21 protein-coding genes are annotated in these 23075 nt (G+C 70.9%); 9 read left to right on the forward strand and 12 right to left on the reverse strand.

Annotation, left to right across the window (positions count from 1 at the left end):
• Nucleotides 1–32: 32 nt before the first annotated feature.
• Nucleotides 33–266: a DUF397 domain-containing protein gene (locus ORI60_RS02480; protein ID WP_319985094.1), complete on the reverse strand. Its 234-nt coding sequence runs from the start codon at nt 264–266 to the stop codon at nt 33–35.
• A complete protein-coding gene (locus ORI60_RS02485; protein WP_266033520.1) occupies nt 181–1029 on the reverse strand; it encodes a helix-turn-helix domain-containing protein in 849 nt (282 codons plus the stop codon). Before ORI60_RS02485 ends, ORI60_RS02480 begins: the two co-directional genes overlap by 86 nt.
• Before the next feature lie 130 nt (nt 1030–1159).
• Between ORI60_RS02485 and ORI60_RS02490 the strand changes: the two genes are divergently transcribed.
• The 6 genes from ORI60_RS02490 to ORI60_RS02515 are packed head-to-tail and all read left to right on the forward strand — an operon-like array spanning nt 1160 to nt 6558.
• Nucleotides 1160–2278, forward strand: a complete 1119-nt coding sequence (locus ORI60_RS02490) for an efflux RND transporter periplasmic adaptor subunit (protein WP_266033523.1) — start codon at nt 1160–1162, stop codon at nt 2276–2278.
• Nucleotides 2275–2955 carry an ABC transporter ATP-binding protein gene (locus ORI60_RS02495; RefSeq protein ID WP_266033525.1) on the forward strand — a complete coding sequence of 227 codons (681 nt, stop codon included), beginning with the start codon at nt 2275–2277 and terminating at the stop codon, nt 2953–2955. The genes ORI60_RS02490 and ORI60_RS02495 overlap by 4 nt, the downstream gene beginning before the upstream one ends.
• Entirely contained in the window at nt 2952–4142 is a 1191-nt protein-coding gene (locus tag ORI60_RS02500; protein WP_266033528.1) for an ABC transporter permease, read from the forward strand. The genes ORI60_RS02495 and ORI60_RS02500 overlap by 4 nt, the downstream gene beginning before the upstream one ends.
• Nucleotides 4143–4154: 12 nt before the next feature.
• Complete coding sequence (locus ORI60_RS02505; protein ID WP_266033531.1) at nt 4155–4631, forward strand: hypothetical protein; 477 nt, start codon at nt 4155–4157, stop codon at nt 4629–4631.
• A 5-nt stretch (nt 4632–4636) separates the two neighbouring features.
• A complete protein-coding gene (locus tag ORI60_RS02510; RefSeq protein WP_416234353.1) occupies nt 4637–5311 on the forward strand; it encodes a response regulator transcription factor in 675 nt (224 codons plus the stop codon).
• The gene (locus tag ORI60_RS02515; RefSeq protein ID WP_266033535.1) at nt 5308–6558 is read left to right on the forward strand and encodes a sensor histidine kinase; all 1251 of its coding nucleotides are present in this window, start codon (nt 5308–5310) and stop codon (nt 6556–6558) included. Before ORI60_RS02510 ends, ORI60_RS02515 begins: the two co-directional genes overlap by 4 nt.
• On the opposite strand, the gene ORI60_RS02520 is transcribed toward ORI60_RS02515, so the two are convergent.
• Nucleotides 6544–7728 (reverse strand): YbiU family protein, encoded by a 1185-nt coding sequence (locus ORI60_RS02520; RefSeq protein WP_266033538.1) that lies wholly within the window; start codon nt 7726–7728, stop codon nt 6544–6546. The two genes, ORI60_RS02515 and ORI60_RS02520, sit on opposite strands and share 15 nt — an antisense overlap.
• An 87-nt stretch (nt 7729–7815) precedes the next feature.
• Here ORI60_RS02520 and ORI60_RS02525 point away from each other — a divergent pair, with 87 nt between their 5' ends.
• Nucleotides 7816–8892, forward strand: coding sequence for an ROK family transcriptional regulator (locus tag ORI60_RS02525; protein ID WP_266033540.1), 1077 nt, complete (start codon nt 7816–7818; stop codon nt 8890–8892).
• A gap of 3 nt (nt 8893–8895) precedes the next feature.
• Here the strand turns inward: ORI60_RS02525 and ORI60_RS02530 are convergent, their stop codons facing one another.
• The 3 genes from ORI60_RS02530 to ORI60_RS02540 all read right to left on the reverse strand — a co-directional run bounded on the left by ORI60_RS02530 (nt 8896) and on the right by ORI60_RS02540 (nt 11727).
• Nucleotides 8896–9945: a class I SAM-dependent methyltransferase gene (locus ORI60_RS02530; RefSeq protein WP_266033543.1), complete on the reverse strand. Its 1050-nt coding sequence runs from the start codon at nt 9943–9945 to the stop codon at nt 8896–8898.
• A gap of 91 nt (nt 9946–10036) precedes the next feature.
• Nucleotides 10037–10606: an XRE family transcriptional regulator gene (locus tag ORI60_RS02535; protein ID WP_266033546.1), complete on the reverse strand. Its 570-nt coding sequence runs from the start codon at nt 10604–10606 to the stop codon at nt 10037–10039.
• Between the two features lie 53 nt (nt 10607–10659).
• Nucleotides 10660–11727: an FAD-dependent oxidoreductase gene (locus ORI60_RS02540; protein WP_266033550.1), complete on the reverse strand. Its 1068-nt coding sequence runs from the start codon at nt 11725–11727 to the stop codon at nt 10660–10662.
• Nucleotides 11728–11881: 154 nt separating this feature from the next.
• Between ORI60_RS02540 and ORI60_RS02545 the strand changes: the two genes are divergently transcribed.
• Both ORI60_RS02545 and sph read left to right on the forward strand, forming a co-directional pair.
• Complete coding sequence (locus ORI60_RS02545; RefSeq protein WP_266033553.1) at nt 11882–12478, forward strand: bifunctional 4-hydroxy-2-oxoglutarate aldolase/2-dehydro-3-deoxy-phosphogluconate aldolase; 597 nt, start codon at nt 11882–11884, stop codon at nt 12476–12478.
• Between the two features lie 110 nt (nt 12479–12588).
• Nucleotides 12589–13512 (forward strand): sphingomyelin phosphodiesterase, encoded by a 924-nt coding sequence (sph, locus tag ORI60_RS02550; protein ID WP_266033555.1) that lies wholly within the window; start codon nt 12589–12591, stop codon nt 13510–13512.
• On the opposite strand, the gene ORI60_RS02555 is transcribed toward sph, so the two are convergent.
• From ORI60_RS02555 to ORI60_RS02580, 6 genes are all read right to left on the reverse strand, one after another.
• Nucleotides 13505–13816 carry a DUF6968 family protein gene (locus ORI60_RS02555; protein ID WP_266033558.1) on the reverse strand — a complete coding sequence of 104 codons (312 nt, stop codon included), beginning with the start codon at nt 13814–13816 and terminating at the stop codon, nt 13505–13507. The genes sph and ORI60_RS02555 overlap by 8 nt on opposite strands.
• A 5-nt stretch (nt 13817–13821) precedes the next feature.
• On the reverse strand, nt 13822–16317 hold the full coding sequence (locus tag ORI60_RS02560; protein WP_266033561.1) for a DUF6493 family protein: 2496 nt from the start codon (nt 16315–16317) through the stop codon (nt 13822–13824).
• Complete coding sequence (locus ORI60_RS02565; RefSeq protein WP_266033564.1) at nt 16314–18785, reverse strand: DUF6493 family protein; 2472 nt, start codon at nt 18783–18785, stop codon at nt 16314–16316. Before ORI60_RS02565 ends, ORI60_RS02560 begins: the two co-directional genes overlap by 4 nt.
• Complete coding sequence (locus ORI60_RS02570; protein WP_266033567.1) at nt 18782–20062, reverse strand: SWIM zinc finger family protein; 1281 nt, start codon at nt 20060–20062, stop codon at nt 18782–18784. The genes ORI60_RS02565 and ORI60_RS02570 overlap by 4 nt, the downstream gene beginning before the upstream one ends.
• Before the next feature lie 44 nt (nt 20063–20106).
• Nucleotides 20107–21417: a diaminopimelate decarboxylase gene (gene lysA, locus ORI60_RS02575; RefSeq protein WP_266033570.1), complete on the reverse strand. Its 1311-nt coding sequence runs from the start codon at nt 21415–21417 to the stop codon at nt 20107–20109.
• Nucleotides 21418–21527: 110 nt separating this feature from the next.
• Nucleotides 21528–23018, reverse strand: coding sequence for an amidohydrolase family protein (locus tag ORI60_RS02580; RefSeq protein ID WP_266033573.1), 1491 nt, complete (start codon nt 23016–23018; stop codon nt 21528–21530).
• Between the last annotated feature and the right edge of the window lie 57 nt (nt 23019–23075).

A 23075-nucleotide genomic window follows, 5' to 3' on the forward strand; every position in this document is an offset into this window, starting at 1 on the left:
CGGCGGGAACACGTAGTGGGACGGGAGACGGTTCAACGGTTCTCTAGGAAATTTTTCCAGGCGGCAGAAGTGAAGGTCAGGACGCCTCCGGACGGGTTCTTCGAGTCGCGGACCAGAGCGTCGGAGGACAAGGACACCTCGACGCAGTTGTCGTCCTCGGTCGCGCCGCTGTAGCTGCTCTTACGCCAAGCGCGGGCCTCGCTCATTGAGTTCCTCTCGCGGTCGGCCGACGTAGTCCGCCAGCACCTTCCGCGATTGTTCCTCATCCAGAGCGACCTCGGCCAAGCGGTCGAACAGCAGCCGGGTCCGCGCGATGGCGCCCGGATCCTGCACGAACACCTTCGCCAGGTCGGTCGACGTGAACGCCACGGGCATCGCCTTGTGGTACTCCCACAGCACGCAACTGGTGGCCACGAGCTTCGCCGTCGCTGGGACGATCCGGATGGTGGGCGCCCCGAACAGCAGCTTGGCGTACTGGTCTTCCATCGTCTGCGCGTCGCCGACCTGTGTCTGCAACGCATGTTCGTGGATGTAGAACAAGCAACTCGGGCGGTTGTGCCGGTTCAGGATCGCCTGCCGGTCCATCCGGAACTTGACCACCGTGGGGATCCGCTCCTCCACGATGTACCCGCCCATCCTGTACAGGCTGTCGGCGTACTCCGGTGTCTGCGACAAGCCCGGCACCGCCTGCGGGTCGTAACTGGTGATCATCGTGGCGGTCGACTCGGCCATCGCCAGTGTGCGGAGGTTGTCCGAGACCTGGACGATGTACTCCTCGAACGCGTACCGGAAGCGGCGTTTGAAGTCCTCGAAGAAGTCGATGTCCTTGCCGAGCATCGAGAGGTACTGCACGAGGTCGATCTCGCTGGGGCGGTACTTGCCGTTCTCCAGCGTGGAGACCTTGCTGGGATCCCAGCCCAGGCGGACGGCCAGTGCGGCGCCCGTGAGTTCGGACGACGTCTCGCGTACTTTGCGCAGCTCGTCGCCCAGGTCCCGGCTGTATGCGGTAGATGGAGTACTGGTGGCCATTCCTCGACCGTAGGGCTTGCTCCCAAAGCAACAAGAGGCTCGTTCGGGTGAAAACGGATCGCCTGATCTTCAGCTCGTTGCCAGGAAACTCGCAGCGCTGCCACAGCTTGGCGGACGACCATCCCCAGCCATGACTCGACGTCGTAGATCCCTGGTGATCAACGGACTGTTGGTGGTGGTGCTCCTCGGCGCCGGGGTCGCCGGCTACCTGGTGTTCTTCGGTTCCTCCGGCAGCGCCCAGCCCACCGCCGCCCGCACGGCCGCCGCCGCGAACCGCGACGTCAGCGAGGTGGTGACGGCGTCCGGGACGGTGCAGAGCTCGTTCAGCGCCGCCGCGTCGTTCGGCGCGAGCGGCACGGTCACCGAGATCAACGTCAAGGTCGGCGACGTCGTCACGAAGGGCCAGCAGCTCGCGAAGCTCGACCCGGCGCAGGCTCAGCTGCAGGTCGACATCGCGCAGGGCAACCTGAACGCCGCGCTGGACAAGGGAACCGGCACTACCGCGTTGCTCACGGCCTACCGGCAGGCGCAGCTGGCGCTCCAGCAGGCGAAGGACGCGCTCGCGGCCACCACGCTGACCGCTCCCGGCGACGGCACGATCACGTCGGTCATCGGCGCCGTCGGCCAGAAGGTCAGCAGCGGCAACAGCTCCAGCACCTCCTCCAGCACGACGAGCACCACCACCGCGTCCGGGTTCGTCGTCGTCACCGACCTGAAGAACCTGGTGCTGCACGCGAACGTCTCCGAGTCCGACGTCAGCAAGCTCAAGGGCGACCAGGCGGCGACCGTCACGGTCAACGCGATGCAGTCGCAGCCGATCCAGGCCAAGGTCACGCAGGTCGATCTCACGCCCACGACCGCGAACAACGTCGTGCAGTACGGCGTCACGCTCACGCTGACCGAGCCGCCGGCAGGGCTGAGGCCCGGCCAGTCGGCCAGTGTCGAGATCACCGTCGCGGGGGCCACCAACGTGCTCGCCGTGCCCGCCGCGGCCGTGCAGACCGCCGGCGGTGCGAGTTCGGTGGCGGTGCTGGAGAACGGGGCGGAGACGCGCAGGACCGTCGAGATCGGGGTGCGCGGCGACCAGTACGTGGAGATCAGGTCCGGGCTGACCGCCGGCGAGGAGGTCGTGCTGCCGCCGGTGACCACGTCGACGGGGCAGAACCGCACGGGACAGCAGCAGGGTGGCCAGTTCCCCGGCACCGGTGGTCAGCGCAACGGTGGCGGCTTCACCGGGACCGGTCGATGAGCCCGGTCATCGAGGTCCGCGACCTCCGCAAGACCTACGGCAGCGGCGACACGGCCGTGCACGCGTTGCGCGGGCTCGACCTGACCGTCCAGAAGGGCGAGTACATCGCGATCATGGGCGCGTCGGGGTCCGGCAAGTCGACGCTGCTGAACATCCTCGGGTGTCTCGACGTGCCGTCGGGCGGCGAGTACCTGCTCGACGGGATCGACACGGGCGAGTTCGACGAGGAGCAGCTCTCGTTGCTGCGCAACAGGAAGATCGGTTTCGTCTTCCAGTCCTTCAACCTGGTGCCGCGCACGACGGCACTCGCGAACGTCGAGCTCCCGCTGGTGTACGCGGGAGTTCGGCGTGCCCAGCGCCGGGAGAGGGCGCTGGCGGCGCTCGACCTCGTCGGTCTCCGGGACCGGACTCACCACCGCCCCAACGAGTTGTCCGGTGGTCAGCAGCAGCGCGTCGCCATCGCGCGGGCGTTGGTCACCTCGCCCGCGATCGTGCTCGCCGACGAGCCGACCGGGAACCTCGACACGGACTCCAGCCGTGAGGTGCTGGGCATCCTCGACCGGCTCAACGCCACTGGCCGCACCGTCGTGCTGATCACGCACGAGGACGAGGTCGCCGCGCACGCCATGCGGACCGTGCGGGTCGTCGACGGCAGGGTCGCGGGGGTGCTGGTGTGAGGATCTTCGAGATCGCCGCCTTCGCCGTGCGAGGGCTGACCGCGAACAAGATGCGGTCCGGGCTCACGACCCTGGGCATCCTGATCGGTGTCGCGTCGGTGATCCTGCTGATCGCGGTCGGCAACGGCGCGTCGAGCGCGGTGCAGCAGAGCATCGCGGGGCTCGGCACGAACATCCTGACGATCAGCCCTCAACGCGCCCAGCCCGGCACCACGGCCAAGCCGCTGACCACGGCGGACGCGGCGGCGCTGGTGGGTCAGGACTCCCCCGCCGTCAAGTACGCCTCACCCGTCGTGTCGGCTCAGGCGACGGCCGGGTACGGCGACACCACGCACGACATCGGGCAGTTCATCGGCTCGGACCCGCGCTACTTCGACACCACGAACAGCGCGGTCGCGCAGGGCAACCTGTTCTCCGACAACGACGTCCAGCAGGCGCGCAAGGTCGTCGTGATCGGCGCGACCGTGGCCGCGCAGCTCTTCCCCGGTCTCGACCCGGTCGGGAAGTCCGTGCTGGTCAACAACATCCCGTTCACGGTGGTCGGGGTGCTGGCGGCCAAGGGTTCCAGCGGTCTGCAGGACGCGGACGACCTGGCCGTGGCGCCGCTGACGACCACGCAGAACGCGCTGACCGGCTACGGCGGCCTCACCCAGATCGTGGTGCAGGCACGGTCCGCGGACGCGCTGCCGGACGCGCAGGCCCAGGTGACGACAATCCTCAACGGGCGGCACAAGACCACCGGCACGGCCGACTACCGGATCCTGAGCCAGGACCAGCTGCTGACCGCGCGGACCGCGACGACGGAGACGTTCACCGTGCTGCTGGCGTCGGTGGCCGCGATCTCGTTGCTGGTGGGCGGGATCGGCATCACGAACATCATGCTGGTGACCGTCACCGAGCGGATCCGGGAGATCGGCATCCGCAAGGCCGTGGGGGCGCCCCGGTCCTCGATCCTCGGGCAGTTCCTGATCGAGGCGACCCTGCTGAGCCTGTTCGGCGGCGCCCTGGGGGTGGCGGCGGGCGTGGTCGGCAGCCGGTTCACCATCGCGGGCATCCAGCCCGTGCTCGTGCCGTCGTCGGTGCTGCTGGCGTTCGCGGTCTCGGCGCTGATCGGCCTGTTCTTCGGCAGCTACCCGGCTTCCCGCGCCGCGAAGCTCCGTCCCATCGAAGCCCTCCGGCATGAATGAGGAGTCCCTGACGTGACCAACCCACTCGACCAGCCCCTGGAGAACGACATCTCGGCCGAGTTGAAGGAGCGCAAGGCGGGCCTCGGCAGGACCACGGTGGTCCTCGGGGTCGCGGTGCTCGCGATCGTGGCGTTCGTCGGCGGGGTGTTCGTGCAGAAGTCCTTCGGTGCGGCCGAGACGCCGGCACGCCAGAACGCCGCGGGCCGGCAGTTCAACGGCACTCCGCCTTCGGGGCAGAACCGGCCGAACGGCGGCAACTTCGCCGGACGCGGCACCGCCGGCACGATCGACCGCGTCGACGGCACGACCGTCTACGTGAAGACGCAGAACGGCCAGGTCGTGAAAGTGTCCACTTCGGACACGACGAAGGTGGAGATCAGCACGGAGGGCAGGCTCACGGACCTCAAGGCCGGTCAGCAGGTCGTCGTGCAGGGCCAGGCGGGTTCCGACGGCACGGTGACCGGGCAGACCATCACCCAGCGGCCGTGACCCGCGTGGAGCGCGGCCGGTTGCTCGTCGTCGAGGACGAGCCGAGCATCCGCGAGCTGCTGTGCGCCAGCCTGCGGTTCGCGGGCTTCACCGTGGCGAGCGCGGCGACGGGCGGCGAGGCCCTTGACGCTGCTCGGACCGGTGCTCCGGACCTGGTCCTGCTCGACGTGATGCTGCCCGACCGGGACGGGTTCGAGGTGGTGCGGCGGCTGCGGTCGTCGGGTGTGCGGGTGCCGGTGCTGTACCTGACGGCGCGCGACGGCGCGGACGACCGCGTCACCGGGCTGACGATCGGCGGCGACGGGTACATCACCAAGCCGTTCAGCCTGGAGGAGGTCATCGCGCGGGTGACGGCGGTGCTGCGCCGCACCCGTCCCGGCGGCTCGGAGCAACTGACGTGCGGCGAGCTGTCGCTGGACGTGGAGAGCCACGTCGTGCGGCGCGGTGCGCGGGTCGTGGAGCTGTCGCCGACCGAGTTCCGGCTGCTGCACTACCTGATGCGCAACAGCGGCCGGGTCCTGTCCAAGGCGCAGATCCTGGACCAGGTGTGGGCGCACGACTTCGACGGCGACATCGGCGTGGTCGAGTCGTACATCTCCTACCTGCGGCGCAAGGTGGACGGCACCGAGCCCCGCCTGATCCACACCGTGCGCGGGCTCGGGTACATGATCCGCCCATGACGTTGCGCGTGCGGCTGGTGGTCGTGCTCGTCGCTCTGGCGGCCGCGGGCCTGTTCGCGACGTGGCTGATCGGGTCCACCGTGATGGAGCGGTACCTGCTCGGCCAGCTCGACGCGCGGCTCGACCGGGTGGTGTCGACGCCGCGCACGCTTCCGTTGCGCGACAACGCGGTGCTGCGCTCCGCGGAGGGCGTGCTGTCCGGCACCCCCTTCGAAGGGCTGCCGGCCTACGGGACGTTGACGCCCGGCGAGCACGTCACGGTCGGCTCGCGGCGGATCGTGATGCGGCAGTTCGACGGCGCCGAACTGGTCGCGGCCGTCGACCAGTCGGAGGTGGACCGGGCGGTCGGCGACCTCAGGCTCGCGTTCCTGCTGATCAGCCTCGGAGCGCTGATCCTCGTGGGCATGGCCGGGTACGCGCTGGTCAGAGCGTCGACACGGGCGTTGGAGGAGGTCGAGCAGGTCGCCGGCGAGATCGCGGCCGGCGACCTGTCGCGGCGGGTGCCGGTGCGGCGGCCGGGGTCGGAGGTCGGGCGGCTGGCGTCCGCGCTGAACACGATGCTGGGGCAGATCGAGTCCGCGTTCGCGGTGCGGGTCAGCTCCGAGAACCGGATGCGGCAGTTCGTCGCCGACGCGTCGCACGAGCTGCGGACGCCGTTGACGTCGATCCGCGGGTACGCCGAGCTGTACCGGCAGGGTGCGGCGACGGATGCTGCAGAAGTGTTGCGGCGAGTCGAGGACCACGCCGCGCGGATGGGGGTGCTGGTCGACGACCTGCTGCAGCTGGCCCGGCTGGACTCGTCACAGCCCCTGGCGTTGTCCACTGTGGACCTGGTCGTGCCGGTGAACGACGCCGTGGTCGAGGCTCGGGTGCGCGACACGAGCCGGCCCATCTCACTGGAGCTGCTCGCGGGGCCGGTGCCGGTGGAGGCGGACGAGGCGCGGGTGCGGCGGATCCTGACGAACCTGCTCGACAACGCGCTGATCCACACGCCGGCTGGGACGCCGATCGAGGTGCGGCTGACTCCGGACTCGATCGTCGTCACCGATCACGGGGCGGGACTGACGCCCGAGCAGGCCGCGCGGGTGTTCGAACGGTTCTACCGCGCGGATCCCGCTCGGGGGCCGGGTGGGAGCGGGCTGGGGTTGTCGATCGTGGCGGCGCTGGTGGCGGCGCACGGGTGGCGGATCGAGCTGGACACCGCACCTGGTGAGGGCGCGGTGTTCCGGGTGCTATTCGGGGCGTGAGCGGTTGGGCCAGGTGCGCTCGTAGTGCTCCTCCGGGAAGTCGCTCGGGCTCGACCCGGTCGCGTGCGCGCGCCGGATCTCCTCGGCGTAGCGGTCGTTGCGAGGGCAGGAGGGGGCGGCCGGGATGTACATGACGTTGCCCCAGCCCTGCTGGTCCTCGACCGGCGCGACGCTGTGGATCATGTCGCAGTGCCACCAGACCGAGTCGCCGGCCCGGACGTCCGGGATGCCGCTGAGCGCCTCGATCAGGAGCTCGTGGTACTTCGGGACGACCGGGAAGACCTGGTTGACGGTGACGCCGCACATGTCGTCGTCCGGGACGTCGTCGAGCAGCGGGCGCAGCATCAGGTACGCCATGGCACCGGGGATCGGGACGGTGTGCAGGACGCCCTGGTCGTGGGCCATGTCCGAGAGCGCGGTCCAGCCCTGGAAGGTGCGGAACACCGAGCACATCGTGGTTCCCGGGTACTGCGGGCCGGTGGTGCGGTGGGCGGCGTCCCACGGGTCGTACTGCTCGGGCGTGCCGTTGAACAGGTGGCGGAACGCCTGCTGGTACTCGCGCGTCATCCACAGGTCGAGCGTGCCGGGGTCGAGGTGGGTGCCCAGGCCGTTCGAGTCGGCACCGGGCGGGCGGCGGCGGATGCGGTCCGGGTAACCGACGTCCGTGGCCGGGTCGAACCAGCCGTCGTGGCGCCACAGGCCGTTGAGGAAGCGTTGGACCGTGGCCATGCGCTCGTGCCGCCTGGCCTCGGTCTGCGCGGGTGACCAGTAGATCGGGTAGATCTCGGGCTTCGAGCCGACGCTGCCGAAGAAGTCGTCGCCGGGACCCCGGTAGTTCTCGAAGAAGTCGTTGCCCTCGACGTAGTCCACAATGGACTTGTCCCAGGCCAGGGCCTGCTCGCGGTCGAAGTGGCCGCGCACCACCAGACAGCCACGGCGCCGCACGAGCTCGGTGCTCGCGGTGCCGTTCTCGATGTCGGCGTAGTCGATCACGGGCCACGCCTGCCCGGACTTCACGTCGTCGACATCGCGCCGGATCCGCTGCTCGACGACGGCGAACACCTCCTCGACGGTGCGGCCGGACGCTTCGATGTTCGCGCGGATCGCCTTCTTCACCTCGCGGACGGCTTTCGGCAGGTCAGCGGGGGTCGTGTCCCAGTGCGGCAGCATGGCGGCTCCTTCCAGTAAGGCCTCCTAACTTGGAACCGTAGGCGTGTCGACCCGTTGTAGGCAAGACCCCTAACTAGAATCCGCCGGGTGACCAGGCCGTCCCAGGAGTTGCTGCGCTCGATCTCGGACGAGCACGTGCTGCGCACGTTGATGACGGCACGCAAGCTCACGCGGGCCGAACTGGCGATCGAGACGGGCCTGTCGAAGCCGACGGTGAGCGAGAGCGTCCGCAGGCTCGTGGAGCAGGGCCTGGTCGCGGACACCGGCGAACGCACCCCCGGCGGGCGCGGCAAGGGCCGCGTCGGCTCGTTCTACAGCCTCGCTCCCGAGGTGGGCGTCGCGCTGGTCGTCACGATCGCGCCGGACGGCGTGAAGGCCGAGTGCGTCGACGCCTACGGGGACGTCGTCGAGCGGGCGCACCACCCGATCGCCTCGCCGTCCGAGGTGGCGTCCGCGCTGCCGTCCGCGGCCGCGGAAGCCGTTGCGGCGCACCACGTCCGGCTCTGCACCGTGAGCGCGGCCGACCCGGTGGACCGCCGCACCGGCAGGCTCGTCCACCTCCCCGACTCGCCGTTCCTGGTGGGCGAGCTCGACCCGGTCGAGGTGCTGGGCCCGCTGGTGCACGGCCCGGTGGTCGTCGACAACGACGTGAACTGGGCGGCGCAGGCCGAGCACGCCGTGCTGGGTGTGACGGACTTCGCCTACCTGCACCTGGGCGAGGGCTTGGGATGTGCGGTCGTGCTGGACGGCGAGGTGCGGCGCGGGCACTCGGGGCTGGCGGGCGAGATCTCGCACGTGATCACCGCCGGGCCGTCGGGCGCGACCCCGTTCATCGAGGTGTTCGGCGAACTCGGCCTGCGGCGGCCCGGCTCGACCGCGATCGACGTGCCGCGGCTGCGGGAGGCCGATCCTCTCGTGCCGGCCCGTGCGGTCGGCGGGGTGATCACGGCCCTGGTGACGCTGGCGGACCCCGAACTCGTGGTGATCGGCGGAACGTGGGGACCGGCTCTTCTCGACGCGATCAGCGCCGAGTGCACCCGGCTGCCTCGTCAGGTCGCCGTGGTCGCGGCGTCGGTCGAGCAGCCGTCGCTGACCGGCGCCCGCGCCGCGGCCCTCGACCTGCTGAGGACCGCGCTCGTCAACCAGGGCTCGCGGCCTCGCTGACGGTCACTTCCTCGCCGCCCAGACAGTGCGTTCAGTGCGCAGCGCCAGGTCGTCACGACTCAGGGCTTCTTCGAGCGCTTCCGGTTCGAGCCGCCGCCGCAGAACGATGCGGGCGTAGCGTTCCACGGCCTCGGACCGTTCGACGTGGACGGTGATCGTGCGGTCGCCCTCGACGGTGAACCCGGCGCCGGTCAGCATCGGACCCCAGTCGGCCCCGCGGTGCGGCATGCGCTCGTCGTGGCCGTCCGGCGCGTGCTCGGGGAGGAACTGCGGCATGCCGGCCAGCTCGACCACCGCGAGCAGACCGCCGGGGGCGAGCGTCTTGTGGAGCTGGGCGAGGGTGTGGCCGGGGTGGGCCATGTGGTGCAGGGAGGCCGAGGCCCAGATCAGGTCGGGCGTGCCGAGGTCCGGCCACTGCGAGTCGAGGTCGGCGACGACGGTGTGGATCCGGTCGGCCAGGCCCCGTTCCCCGGCCTGGGCGCGGAGGCGCTGGAGGTGCTCGACCGAGGAGTCGACGGCGGTGACGTGGGCCTCGGGGAAGCGGGCCAGCAGGGCGAACGTGCCCGCGCCGGTGCCGGCGCCCAGGTCGACGATGTGGCGGGGGTTCGCGGTGGGGAGCCAGTCGATGACGGCGGCGGTGTGGTCGGCCAGGAGTTCGGCGTCGAGGTCGAGGACTTCGGCCTGGTCGGCGGCGTCGTCGAACCCGCGCTGATGCCCGTGGCCATGTTTGTGGCTGTGTCCGTGGCCGTGCTCGTGATCGCGGCCAGGCCCGGGGCCGCGGCCGTCTCCGTGGTCGTGGCCCTGTCCGTGACCATGCCCTTCGCCGTGACCATGTCGGTGTTCGTAGCCGTGCTCGTCTCCGTGGCCGTGATCGCGGCTAGGCCCGTGGTCGTGGCTCTGCCCGTGACCGTGTTCGCTGCCGTGACCATGTCCGTGACCGTGGCGGTGCTCGTGTTCGGACTCGGGGCCTGGGCCGCGGCTCGGCTCGTGCTCGTGCGCATGGCCGTGGTCAGGTGCTACACCGTGGCCGTGCCCATGTCCGTGTTCGCTCATGGTCCCCAAAGTAGGTCGGCCATGCGCCAGATGCACGACACCTTGCGCAATGAGCAAGACGGTCACCCTCCACGATGCCATCCGCGCAAGATCACGCCTTCTTGTCGGCGTTGTGGCCGCGCCGCGCCTCCCGGTCGAAGATGCCGAGGATCTCGCACGGACCGCCTGCCGTGCCGATGGCGTGCGGCAGCATCGTCGGGAACTCGGCGGCCTGGTTGGTCTCCACGCGGAACCTCCGGTTGCCGAGCAGCAGGACCGCCGTGCCCGACAGCACAACCAGCCATTCGCGGCCGGAGTGTGCACGGAGTGAGGCGGGGTTGTCGGGTGGCGGGGTGGTCATCCGCTGGCGCATGACCGTCATGCCCGGCTCGGCCTTGATCGGCCAGCGCATCGTGCCGTGCCCGCCGTCGAGCATCGGGCTGACGATCACGTCGTCGGTGTCGGTCTCGACCAGCTGGTCGAGCGAGGTGTCGAGGGCCCTGGCCAGCGTCACCAGCTGGTCCAGGGCGAGGCGGCGCTGACCGTTCTCGATGCGGCTGAGCGACGACGGGCTGAGCTTGGCCCGCGTGGCGAGTTCGTCCAGGGACCAGCCCTGGGCGACCCGCAGTGCGCGGATCCGTGCGCGCACGAGGCCGTCCAGGTCGCCGTCTTCTTGCGTCATGCGCACGACTGTATGCATCTGCAGCAAGCGCCGCTCAGCGGTGTCCTTCGTCGTCAGGCCTCGACGAGCAGGTCGAGCAGCTTCTGCGGGGGCTCGTCGCCGAACAGGCTCTGGACCATCTCCTCGGAGTCCTCCGCGGTGCGGGCGGCACGCTCGAACATCGCCTCCTCGTACTCGGCGAGGGCGGTCTCCACGTCCTTGGTGGCCAGGGCCAGGGCGAGCTCGGCACCGTCCAGCATGGCCAGGTTGGCGCCCTCGCCGTTGGGCGCCATGAGATGCGCGGCGTCGCCGACCAGGGTCACTCCCGGCACCCGTTCCCAGCGGTGCTCCGCCGGCAGGGCGTAGTGCGGGCGGAACACCGGCTCCGTGTCGGACTCGGTGATGAGCTTCGTGATCTCCGGCGCCCAGCCCTCGAACTCCCCCGCGATCCGGCCGAGGTCGTCGAACCACTCCAGCGGGCGGCTCAACTCCACGTAGGCGTGCAGCGTGTCGCCGCTCTCCCGGTGCGCGAAGATCCCCTTGCCCTGTCCGGGCGCGAACATCGAGCCGCCACCGACCGCCCTCGCGACGTCCGGGTGCCGGGTGTCGGCGTCGTGGAGGTAGGTCTCGACGAACGACATGCCGGTGTACTCCGGCTTCGCGTCGGTGACCAACGTCCGCACCCGCGACCACGCGCCGTCAGCACCCACCAGCACTTCAGCGGTGAGGGTGCCGCCGTCGGCGAACGTCACGGTCCTGCCCTCGACACCGGTCACCTTGCGGCCCCAGCGGACGGTGCCCGCCGGCAGCGAGTCGAGCAGCATCTGCCGCAGGTCGGCGCGCTGCACCTCGGGACGGCCGCCCGTGCCGTCGTCGCCCTTCTCGAACAGCACGGTGCCGTCGGAGTCCAGCACCCGCATGGCCTGGCGGCCGGGCAGCACCAGGCGGTGGAACTCGTCCATCAGACCCGCGGCCTCGACGACGATCTGCCCGTTGTAGTCGTGGATGTCGAGCATGCCGCCCTGCGTCCGCGCCGACGGTGACTCCTCGGCCTCGTAGACGGTGGACGGAATGCCGTTGACGTGCAGCACGCGGGCGAGCGTGAGGCCACCGAGTCCGGCACCGATGATCGTGACATGCATGTGGAGCTCCCCTGGAGATCGTGCCGCCTCCCTGACGGCACGACCAGGTTCACCCGGCCCGCTGGCACTCTCCGCACACCTCGCTGACAGCGGCTGGCAGCCCCTGTCACGCACCAGGAACATCTCTTGATCTGCGCGCAGTAGCCTGGCCGGCGTGAGCTACCGCTACGAGATCACCCAGGCGGTCGTGCGGCAGGGCATCATCGCGATCGTTCGCACCGCCGACGCCTCCTCCGCCGTGCAGGCGGCCGTTCCGCTGCTGGACGCCGGGATCACGTCCCTCGAGCTGCCGCTGACGAATCCCGGTGCGCTGGAGGCGATCCGGCAGCTCCGCGCGGACCACCCGTCAGCGGTGATCGGTGCCGGGTCCGTGCTCGACGAGGCTTCCGCCGTCGCCGCGGTGCGCGCCGGGGCACAGTTCCTGGTGGCCCCCAACCTGAACTTGTCGGTGATCCGAGCCGGGCACCGGTACGGGGCCGCTGTTCTGCCGGGGGCAGGGTCGGTGTCCGAGGTGGTGCAGGCTCTTGAAGCCGGGGCGGACGCGGTGAAGGTGTTCCCGGCGCCCACACCTCAGTGGGTCAGGGACGTGCTCGCCGTGCTGCCTCACGCGCCGCTCGTGCCCACCGGAGGCGTTGCGCCCGCCGACGTTCCGGCGTGGCTGGAGGCAGGAGCGGTGGCGTGCGGGATCGGTTCGGCCCTCGGCCGCACGCCGCGTGAGGAGATCAGGTCCCTGATCGATCTGATCTCCTGAGCGAGCAGCGGCTTCGGGACGCGTTCGTCGAGAGCGCTTAATCGATACGACACCTTCGGGTCACCCAGGCGGGTTGTGAAAGACTTTCACGTCCGCCACCATCGGGCCTCATGCGCCTGATCACGCTCGCCGCCGCCGTCGCGCTGACGATCTCGGCCGCCCCCGCGGTCGCCGCTCCGGCCGCCCCCAGGATCGCCACCTACAACGTCTTCATGCTGTCGCGGAACCTCTACCCGAACTGGGGCCAGGTCGCCCGCGCCGACCTGATCGACAGCACCGGTGTGCTGAACGGGCAGGACGTCGTCGTGCTCAACGAGGTCTTCGACAACACCGCCTCGGACCGGCTGCTGGCGAACCTGCGCGACACCTACCCGCACCAGACGCCGGTGCTCGGCCGCAGCAAGGCCGGGTGGGACGTGACGAGCGGGAGGTACAGCGACTCGACGCCGGAGGACGGCGGTGTCGCGGTGCTGAGCCGCTGGCCGATCACCACGCGGATCCAGCACGTCTACCGGGACGGCTGCGGCGCGGACTGGTTCTCCAACAAGGGGTTCGCGTACGTGCGGATCGAGGCGCCGACCGGGCCGCTGCACGTCGTCGGGACGCACATGCAGGCCGAGGACTCGGCCTGCACCAGCGCGCCGGGCGGGTACCGGGCGAAGCAGCGGGCCGAGATCAGGGCGTTCCTGACGGCGCGGAACATCCCCGCGGCCGAGCCCGTGTACGTGGCGGGCGACCTGAACGTGGTCATGGCGAGCGACGAGTACCCGCGGATGGTGTCGGAACTGGGCGCGCGGACGCCCGAGGTGGGTGGGCACCCGTTCTCTTGGGACTGCGCGGACAACAGCGTCTGCCGCGACCAGTACGGGCCGGAGTACGCGTCCGAGCACCTCGACTACGTGCTGACCGTCCAGGGGCCGTTGCTGCGCAACGAGACGCGGCGCGCGAAGAGTCCTGAGTGGTCGATCTGGTCGTGGGGCCGCAAGTACACCTTCAACGACCTGTCCGACCACTACCCCGTCTTCGCTAGCTGAGCACGGGCGCGACGGTGAGGCCGAGCTCGGGCATGCCCAGCCAGTCCAGGGTGGCGCCCGACTCGGTCAGCCTGATCCGCACGGAGTGGACGCTGAGCAGCAGGGCCTGCAGCGAGTCCACCCCGTACGCGGCGCTGACGACCTCGTCGCCGAGGCCCACGATCTGATGTGGACACTCCCAGTCGCCGTTGCCGCTCAACGGGTCCGGGCGCGGGGTACCGAACCTGACCACCACCTCGAAGGGTGATCCGTCCGGTGCCCTGCCCTCGATCTGCCGTTCCGCGACGACGACTCCCAGGTCCATGCGGTTCAGCCTAGTGCGTTCACCAGCCTCCGGGCCTGAACGGCCGCCTTGCTGGAACCCTTGCGGGCCGCCACCTCCGCGAGACCGCCGACGGTGCCGCCCGGCTCGAGGCGCTGGGCCAGGTCGACCGCGAGCTCGACCAGGTCCGCGACCCTGTTGTGCGACCACGCCTTCGGCAGCGCGGTCGTCAGCAGGTCCCAGATCGGAGCTGCGGCACCGGAGCGTGCCGCATCGCGCAGGCACGGCACCACGCGGTTCAGCGCGAGGTCGCCGCGTTCCAGCAGCAGGCCGATCACCTCGCCCAGTGCCCTGCCGTCGAGCTGGCCGCGGGCCGCGAGGATCAGCAGCGCGTCGACGGCGTGGGCGCGACCGACAGTCCCCGCGGCGCCGAGCCCGTAGGCGAGCGCCAGGTGCGTGGCGGCGCCGATCGGGCCGTCCGCCTCGGCGAGCGCGGGCAGCACCGGGCCGTCGTCGACGTTCGACTCCCGGCCGTTCGCGAGGATCGGCACGAGGTACGCGGCGACGACCTCCCGTTGCGCGGGCAGGACGGCGGGCCAGCACAGGAGCATGGCGCCCCAGCCGTTGTAGCTGAACCAGTACCGCTCCGGATCGGCCAGTCCGGGTGTGAGCGTCACGAGCAGCCGTTTCTCCGGGGGCGGCGGGGTCCCGTAGTAGGAGTGCTGCTGGCGCGTGCGTTCGACCAGCTCGGACGCCGGATCGCTCCGCTCCTCCAGCCACTCGCGCAGCAACTTGCCCGCGTTGCTCGTCAGCGGCGCGAAGTCCTCGGGGCGGGTGTCGCGCGGCAGCCGCTCGAAGGCCTGCCGGAGGTCACGCGGCCACGGCTCCCAGTTCTCCGCCTCGGCCTTGGCCAGGCGTTCGAGCAGCGTCACGGCGTCGAGCAGGCCGTTCGTCGCGGTCGGCGTCGACACCAGCGCCGGTCGCGGCGAGTTGACGATGCCCTTGGCGATCTCGTTGAGCCGCTTGGCGAGCTGCAGGCTCACCGAGCCCACCTCCGCCCGCTTGAGCTGCCTCATCCACGTCCTGGCGGCTTCCAGCACCGACTCGATCGGGCCGAGCGCCACGGCGGTCTCGGACACGGCGCCGATGATCGCGACGAGCACCGACCAGCAGTCGCGCCGGGCGTGGTCGGGGTAGGTCTCATAGGCACCCTGGTTCAGCACCCACGGGTACTTCTCGTAGACCGGCGCGAACGCCCGCGCGATCGCCTCCTTGTCCTGCCAGGCGAAGCGGACGACGGCCTCGACGATCCGTTCCGCGGTCACCAGGTCGACCTGCCCCGCGTTGCGGCCGAACAGCCCGCGCACCTCGCCGGTCAGCTCGTCCAGCGTGGCGATCGGGTCCGGCCACGGGCGCGGCGCGAACGGTGCGAGCTCGACCGCCTCCTCCGCGACCGTCTCGGCGCCGAGCTGGGCGGCGAGATCGGGCGGCAGCTGTTCGGCCAGCGCCAGCAGTTCCGTCCGCGTGCTGTCGCCGATCTTCGCCTGGTGCTTGGTGATCAGCTTGACGGCCTGGCCGCGCAGGTCGTCCGACTCGTGCGCGAACAGCTCCGCGACCGTGAGCACGACGTCGTCTGGAGTGGATTTCGCGTGCTTGCCGAGCCACGTGAGCTGGGTGCGGACGAGCTTCTTCTCGGTGCGGCCGAAGACCCACCGGCTCGCGTCGGCGAGCAGGTCGAAGTCGAGCCTTTCCGCCTCGTCCAGCGTCTTCAGCCGGGCCTGCGCGAGGGTGGCGACCGACGAGCGGGAGTCGGGCAGCATCGCGACGTAGTCCCGTGCGTGCTCGGCGGTCTCGTCCAGCGTCACGTCGAGAATCCTGTGCAGCGCGAGGAAACCCTCCATCTCCGAGGCGCTGCCGCCCTGCTGGAGGCGGGCCAGGCAGCCGTCGAGGAGCACCCGCCGGTCTGCCCGCTCGCACAGGAACTGCGGCCACTGCGGGATGTTCGCGAAGATCGCCCCACCGCCGACGACCTCCAGCATGCGCGGGACCAGCGCGTCAAAGGACGGACGCCAGTCCGCGTGACCGTCGAAGGCCAGGAAGTGCAGCAGGAACCCGTCGGTGTCCGGTGGGTTGTCGCCGCAGAACTCCAGCATGATCCTCATCAGGTCGGGCCGGCTCGGCTCCCGGGCGGGAATCCTGGCGGCGACCCGTGCGACCAGGTCCGGCAGCCACGCGGGGTCGCGGTGCCTCAGCACGTCCAAGGCCTCGGAGATGCCGTTGTCCTGGCTCATGCGGTGCCACCAGATCTGGTAGCGCACCAGCCACGGCGTGAGTGTGGAGGCGTTCGGCAGCAACCCGATTCCCGCGATCTGCAACCCCGCGTGGTGGTCCCAGTTCCGGCCGGACGCCCGCCGCTTCTTCTCGTACGCGACGAGGTCGGCGGCGCGCTCCTTGCGTTCCTCGGGCGTGAGGCTCTTGAGCACCTCGCCGAGCGCGAGCAGCTGGTCCGATTCGATCAGAGCCCGGATCCTGTCGAAGCTCACGCCTTCCCTCCCAGTGCGCTCATCAGTCTCTTCGCCTGCACGACCGCCTTGCTCGACCCCTTGCGGGCGGCGGCCTCGGCCAGTCCGCCGACGGTGCCGCCCGGCTGCAGCAGCTGGGCCAGTTCGACCGCGAGCTCGATCACGTCCGCCGCCCGGTTGTGGGTCCACAGCCGGGGAACGGCCGCGGTCAGGGCGTCCCAGACCTGCCGTGCGGCACCGGAGCGGGCCGCGTCGCGCAGGCAGGGCACGACCCGGTTCATCACGAGGTCGCCGCGGTCGAGCAGCCGTCCCAGGAAGTCGCCCAGCGTCCTGCCGTCGAGCTGGTCGCGTGCGGCGAGGACCAGCACCGCGTCGACGGCGTGGGCGCGGTTGACGGTCAGTTCGGCACCCAATCCGTAGGAGAGGGCGAGGTGCAGAGCCGGACCCGCTGGACCGTGGGCTTCGGCGAGCATCGGCAGGAGCGGGCCGTCGCCACCCTTCGAGGCCGTGCGCGCCCGCAGGTGCGGAATGAGATGGGCGGCGACGACCTCCCGCTGGGCGGGCAGCAGCGAGGGCCACCACTCCTTCATCGAGCCCCAGTCGTCGTGCTGGCGCAGGAACTGCTCCGGCTCCTCCAAGCCGGGGGTGACGGTCGCGTAGAGGCCGGTCTCGCCCATGTAGGAGTCGTACCGCCAAGGGTGCCGGTAGGTGCGTTCCGCGATGGCGACCTCGGGGTCGGTCCTGTTCGCGAGCCAGTCGCGCACCTTCGCGGCCGCCTTGCTGGTCAACGATGCGAACACCGCGGGGTCCGTGTCGAGCGGCAGGCGCTGGAAGGCCTGCCGCAGGTCGCGCTGCCACGGTTCCCAGCCCTCGGCCTCGGCCCTGGCCAGGCGGTCGGCCAGCACCGCAGGCTCGATCAGGCCGGACATGTCGGTGGGCGTGGAGACCAGGGCCGGCTTCGGCAGGTGGACGAGGCCTCTCCCGATCTCGTACAGCCGCTTGGCGAGTTCGTCCCCGACCGCCCCGATGCCGGGCTCCGGCTTCCGGTTGCGGGCGAAGTCCAGTTCAGTGGTCACCCCGTGCTTCAGCGGGCGCGGCTTGTCGGGAGCGTCGAGGACCGCTCCGATGAGCTCGGAACGCGGGGTGTGCTGGGAGTGGTCGAACCACGGGGAGTTCTCGGAGAACGGCCGGATCGCCTCGCCGAGCGCTTCCCTGTCCTGCCAGGCGAACCGGACCACCGCCTCGATGATGCGTTCCGCCGTGGACGGTTCGACGTTGCTCGAGTTGCGGCCGAACGCGCTGAGCAGTTCCCCGGTGAGTTCGTCGAGGGTGGCGATCGGGCTCGGGAACGGCCTGGGCTCGAACGCGGCCAGTTCCGGGGCTTGTTCCCGGGACGTGGTGCCGCCGAGCCGTGCCGCCAGGTCGCCCGGCAGCTGCTCGGCCGAGGCGCGGATTTGGGCCTGCGTCGTGTCACCGGTGTTGCCGAGGTGCTTCGCGATCAGCGTGACGGCCTGGCCGCGCAGGTCGTCCGACTCGTGCGCAAACAGCTCCGCGGCGGTCAGCACCACGTCGTCCGGGTTCGCCTTGCCGTGCTTGCCGAGCCACGTGAGCTGGGCGCGGACGAGCTTCTTCTCGGTGCGGCCGAACACCCACCGGCTCGCCTCGCAGAGCAGACCGAAGTCGAGCTTTCCCGCGTCGTCGACTCGCTTGAGCTGGTCCTGGGCCAAGGCGGCCACGGTGGAGCGCGAGTCAGACAGCATCGCCAGGTAGTCCCGGACGTGCTCGACGGTTTCCGCGAGCGTGATGGCGATAGCTTCGTGCAGTTCGATGAAACCGGCCATCTCCGACTGAGATCCGCCCTGCTGGAGCCGGGCGAGACAGCCGTCGACGAGCACCTGTCTGTTCGCCCGCGTGCGGAGGAACGCCTGCAACGGCCTCGAGTTCCCGAAGTAGAACCCCGATCCCACGACCTCCAGCAGCCGCGGGAACAGCACGTCGAACCCGGGACGCCACTTCTGGTGGCCCTTGGAGTCCAGCAGGTGCAGCAGGAATCCGTCGGAGTCCGGCGGGTCCTCCCCGCAGAACTCCAGGATCACCGTGAGCAGGTCCTGCCGGAGCAGTTGGCGTGCCGGCATCCGGGAAGCGAGCCTCCCGACGAGGTCCGGCATCCACGTGAGCTCGCGGTGCCGCAGGACGTCGACGAGAACACCGATCCTGTCGTCGTGCTGACGGCCGTAGTGGTGCAGCGAGATCCGGTAGCGGACCAGCCACGGGGCGAGCGCCGACGCGCTCGGCAGCAGGCCCGCTCCCGCGATCGCCAGCGGCTCGCCGTGCTGCCAGCGCAGATCACTCGCCCGGTGCGCCTTCTCGTACGCGATCAGGTCCTTCGCGCACTCCTTGCGCTGCTCGGGGGTCAGGTTCTTGAGCGCCTCCCCCAGCGGGTAGGCGTGCCCCGTCTCGATCACCGCCCGGATCCGGTCGAACGTCACGCCCGTCCCCTGACCATGTCCGCGGCCAGCACGTGCTTGCACTTGCCGCGGCCGCCGCGGTACTCGGCCCACCACTGACAGGTGCACGCCTCGCCGTTGACGCGGTACGAGCCGACGACCGCCGTGTCGCCGTCCCAGCTGACGGCGTTCTGCGCGACGAGCGCCCTGGCGTTGCGCAGCCTGGGGTTCATGGCCTCGACGTCGATGCCGCCGTAGGGCAGTTCGCGGTGGAAGTACGACGCCTCGGCGAGGTCGTAGCCCACCCGGCCGGCCGTGCCCAGCTGCGCGAGCGCGTCCCCGACCCTGGCCGGCGTGAGTCCGGAGCGGTCGGCCAGGTCGGCGACGTCCACGCGGGGTTCGAAGTCGAGCAGGGCGCCGACCAGCTCGGCGTCGGTGTCGGCGTCTCCCGCCGCGAGTCCGTCGAGGACGGCGCCCTCGCCGGACAGGCCTCGGGTCACCTCGGGCGACAGGACGAGCGTCAGGCGTTGCGCGCCGAGGTCCACCTCCCAGCCGCTCGCGACGGGCTTGCCGTCGGCCGGAGGGCCGTAAAGCCGGACCGCCTTCGCGAAGCGCAGCAACGGGATCAAGGTCTCCAGGCGGTTCGGGCCCGCCAGGCACACGGCGTTGGCCGAGGCCGATCCGCTGAGCCGCAACGACTTCCCGGACGGCACCGCCCACACCGCCGCGCGACCCTTGGGCAGCGTCTTGAGGAACCGCTGCGCGTCCGCCGCCGAGAGCTCGGCCTTCAGGTCGAACTTCGAGGTGAGGACCTGGGTCTCGGCGAAGCCCCGCAACCAGCGCGGCGGTAGCGGGACCTTCTTCTCGACGACCGCGCCGTCGAGCGTGCCGACCTCGACCTGGTCGGGCCCGACCGTGAGGTGCAGCGGGTCGCCCTTGGTCACGCGGGCGAGCGCGCGGCGCAGCGGCTCGTTGACGTCGACGTTCGTGGTGCCGCGGTCGTGCACCTCGCCGTCGAGGGCGTCACCCAGCACGTCCAGGCGCGCGTAGACGCCGCAGCAGCCGGAGAAGGACTCGAAGCGCAGCCGGTCGCCGTTGCAGGTGACGACCGGGTCCCGCAGGCGCTCCGTGGTGGGCTGGAAGTACCGGGTGCCGGCGACCTTGGCGATCGCGAGCAACGCGGTGGCGGCCTGCTGCGAGTCGGCGAGGAACCCGGTGAAGAAGCGCGGGTTCGGCGCCCGGCCGCCGGAGGTCTGCAGTCCGAGGGCGCGCCGCGTCTCGTCCAGCCGGGAGTCGGCCACGTAGGCGTACGAGTGCATCGCGCCACTCTAGGGAACAGACGTTCGACTCGGCACCCGAATGATCAAACGTAGCGGCGCAGCAGGTCCTCCTCTGTCTCCCTGCGCACGATCGGCCTCGCGACCCCGTCCTTCACGGCGATGACCGGCGGACGGCAGACCTGGTTGTAGTTCGAAGCCAGGGCGTGGTGGTAGGCGCCCGTCGCGGGGACGGCGAGCAGGTCTCCGGCGTGCACGTCGGCCGGGAGGAGCACGTCCTCGGCGAGCACGTCGCCTGCTTCGCAGTGCCTGCCGACGACGGTGACCGGCTTGGGTTTTCCGCCGCGGCCCACGAGCCGGACGGCGTATTTGGCCCCGTACAAGGCGGGACGCGGGTTGTCGCTCATGCCGCCGTCCACGGCCACGAACGTGCGGACCGACTCCTTGACCGCGCACACCCGGTACAGGGTCACGCCGGCGTTCGCGACGATCGAACGACCGGGTTCGACGAGCAGGCGCGGGGGTGGCACGCGGTGCAGCGCGCACTCGTAGTTGAGGGCGCCCCGGACGCGGTGGGCGAGCCCCGCCAGGTCGAAGTCCGCGTCGCCCGGCAGGTACGGCGCGCAGAAGCCGCCACCGAGGTCGAGCTGCTCGATCCTGGTGCCGCAGGACGCGATCAGGCCGACCATCCGCCGCACGGCCTCCTCGTAGCTCGCCACGTGCCTGATCTGCGAGCCGAGGTGGCAGTGCAGGCCCACGAGTTTGAGCGACGGCTGCTCGACCACCCGCAGGACGGCCTCCAGTGCGGCGCCGGAAGCCAGTGAGAAGCCGAACTTCTGGTCCTCGACACCGGTCGCGATCTTGGCGTGGGTGTGGGCGTCGATGCCGGGCGTCACCCGGATCATGACCTCCTGGCCGTGGGTCGCCAGGGCACCGAGCTGGGCGATCTCGTCGAACGAGTCGACGACGATCCTGGAGACGCCGTGCTCCAGTGCCGCCTTGAGGTCCTCGGCGGTCTTCACGTTGCCGTGCATGATGATGCGCGTCGCCGGGAACCCGGCCGCCCTGGCCAGCGCGAGCTCGCCGGCCGAGGACACGTCCAGGGACAGGCCCTCCTGCGCCATCCAGCGGTAGACCTCGGGGCAGGGCAACGACTTCCCCGCGAACACGACCTCGGCCTCGGGCAGCGCGGCGCGGAAGGACCTCGCCCTGGTGCGGACCGTCTGTTCGTCCAGGACCTGGCACGGGGTGCCGAAGCGGGCCGCCAGCTGCGTGGCGGGGACTCCACCGATGACGAGGTCCTGGCCGGCAACCTGAGTGCCGTCCGGCCAGAGACCGTCTTCCAGCACCGGTTCGGTGGAACATCCGGTGCTGGGCAACAACTCCGCGAGTGTCATGCGTCCAGCACACGCCTGCCGCGGGCCGGTGCCCAGATCCCGGACGGGACCCTGACACGGGCGGGCTCCGCCTTGACGCGATCCTGACGACCGCGGTGGCGGGGACCACATCAGTGCGCGCAGCACCCCGTCGGCGTGGCCGGAGCCTCGACCGGTTCCTGTGCTGCGACCTCGATCTCGCGGAGGACGCGCGCGCGGTCGGCCGGACCCAGGTAGCGGCCCCGGCTGACGACGGCGTGGATGCGACCGACGTTCGTGATGTCCCGCAACGGGTCCCCGTCCAGCACGACCAGGTCCGCCTGCTTGCCCGGCGTGACCGTGCCCGACTCGTGCTCGCGGCCGACGCAGCGCGCGGCGTCCCGAGTGGCGGCCTGCAGGGCCTGGGCCGGGCTGAGGCCCGCCTGGACCAGCAGCGCCAGTTCGTCGTGCAGGGAGAAGCCGGGGAAGACGTAGGCGAAGCCCGCGTCGGTGCCCGCGACGACGCCCACGCCCGCCTCGTGCATCTGGCGGAGCAGGCGCATGCGGGCGTCGCCGAACCTCCGCAGCTCCGCGACCTCCTCGGGAGTGCGGATGGGGCGGCCGGCCATGATCTGCTGCCACTGCGCGCGCAGGCCGACCGGGATGTACCGCATCCGTTCGAGGGCTACCGGGTCGTTCGTGATGGTCTCGGGCGAGCGGGACATGTTCCGCTCGACGAAGAGGGTCGGCGACTGCCATGTGCCTTGTCGGGCCATGGTGGCGAACAGGTGGCGTGCGCGGGCCGGTGAGTGGGTGGCGACGGCCGCGCGTTCGATCCGGCCCGCGTGCCGGCCCCACCAGTTCGGGTCGGCCGGGTCGTCGGGCATGGCGCGCAACCGGGCGTAGAGCGCGTCGGCGTCGTCCGATGTGGACGTGAACAGGTTGTAGAGGTGCTCGTGGGTGTGCTGTGCGAGCGCGTCCTGCACCGGCACGCGGGCGGGAACGTGACCGGCGAACGGGATCCGCAGCCTGCGGGCCTCGTCGGCGATGGCGGCGTGGCACTCCGGTGAGAGGAACGAGTAGACCTTGACGAAGTCCGCTCCCCCGTCCTTGGCCCTGCGCACGGCGGCACGGGCTTCCGCCGGGGTGCGGACGACGTCCGAACCGGGCCAGATGGAACCGGGGCCGTCGACGATCGCGCTCGCGATCACCATGCGGGGGCCGAGGATCTCGCCGGTCTCGATGCGACGGCGGGTGCCGTGGGTCTCGGGCTGGCCCCACATCTCACGAATGCCCGTGACGCCTTGGACGACGTGCAACGGTGCGACGGTGTTCTCGTAGAACGTGGCGTGCGTGTGCAGGTCCCACAGACCGGGGATCACGTACTTCCCGGCCACGTCGACCACCCGCACGCCGCGGGGGACGTCGCGGTGGCGCCCGGCGGCCAGGATCCGGTCGCCGGCCAGCACCACCGTCGCGTCGCGGACGGGCGGGCGGCCGGTGCCGTCGATGAGCGTCGCCCCGCGCAGCACGGTCACGCCGGTCGCAGCCTCCGCGGGCCGCCCCACGGCACTCAGCGCGACCGCTCCGAGTGCCCCTTTCCCCAGCCAGGACAGCACGTCCCGGCGCGCCGGTTCCCCCACCGCTCCACCTTCCCCCGAAGTCCCCTGCCGTCACGCTAGTGACTTCGGGTCCGCGGG

It is taken from the genome of Lentzea sp. NEAU-D7 (assembly GCF_026242055.1).
Lineage (GTDB): Bacteria > Actinomycetota > Actinomycetes > Mycobacteriales > Pseudonocardiaceae > Lentzea.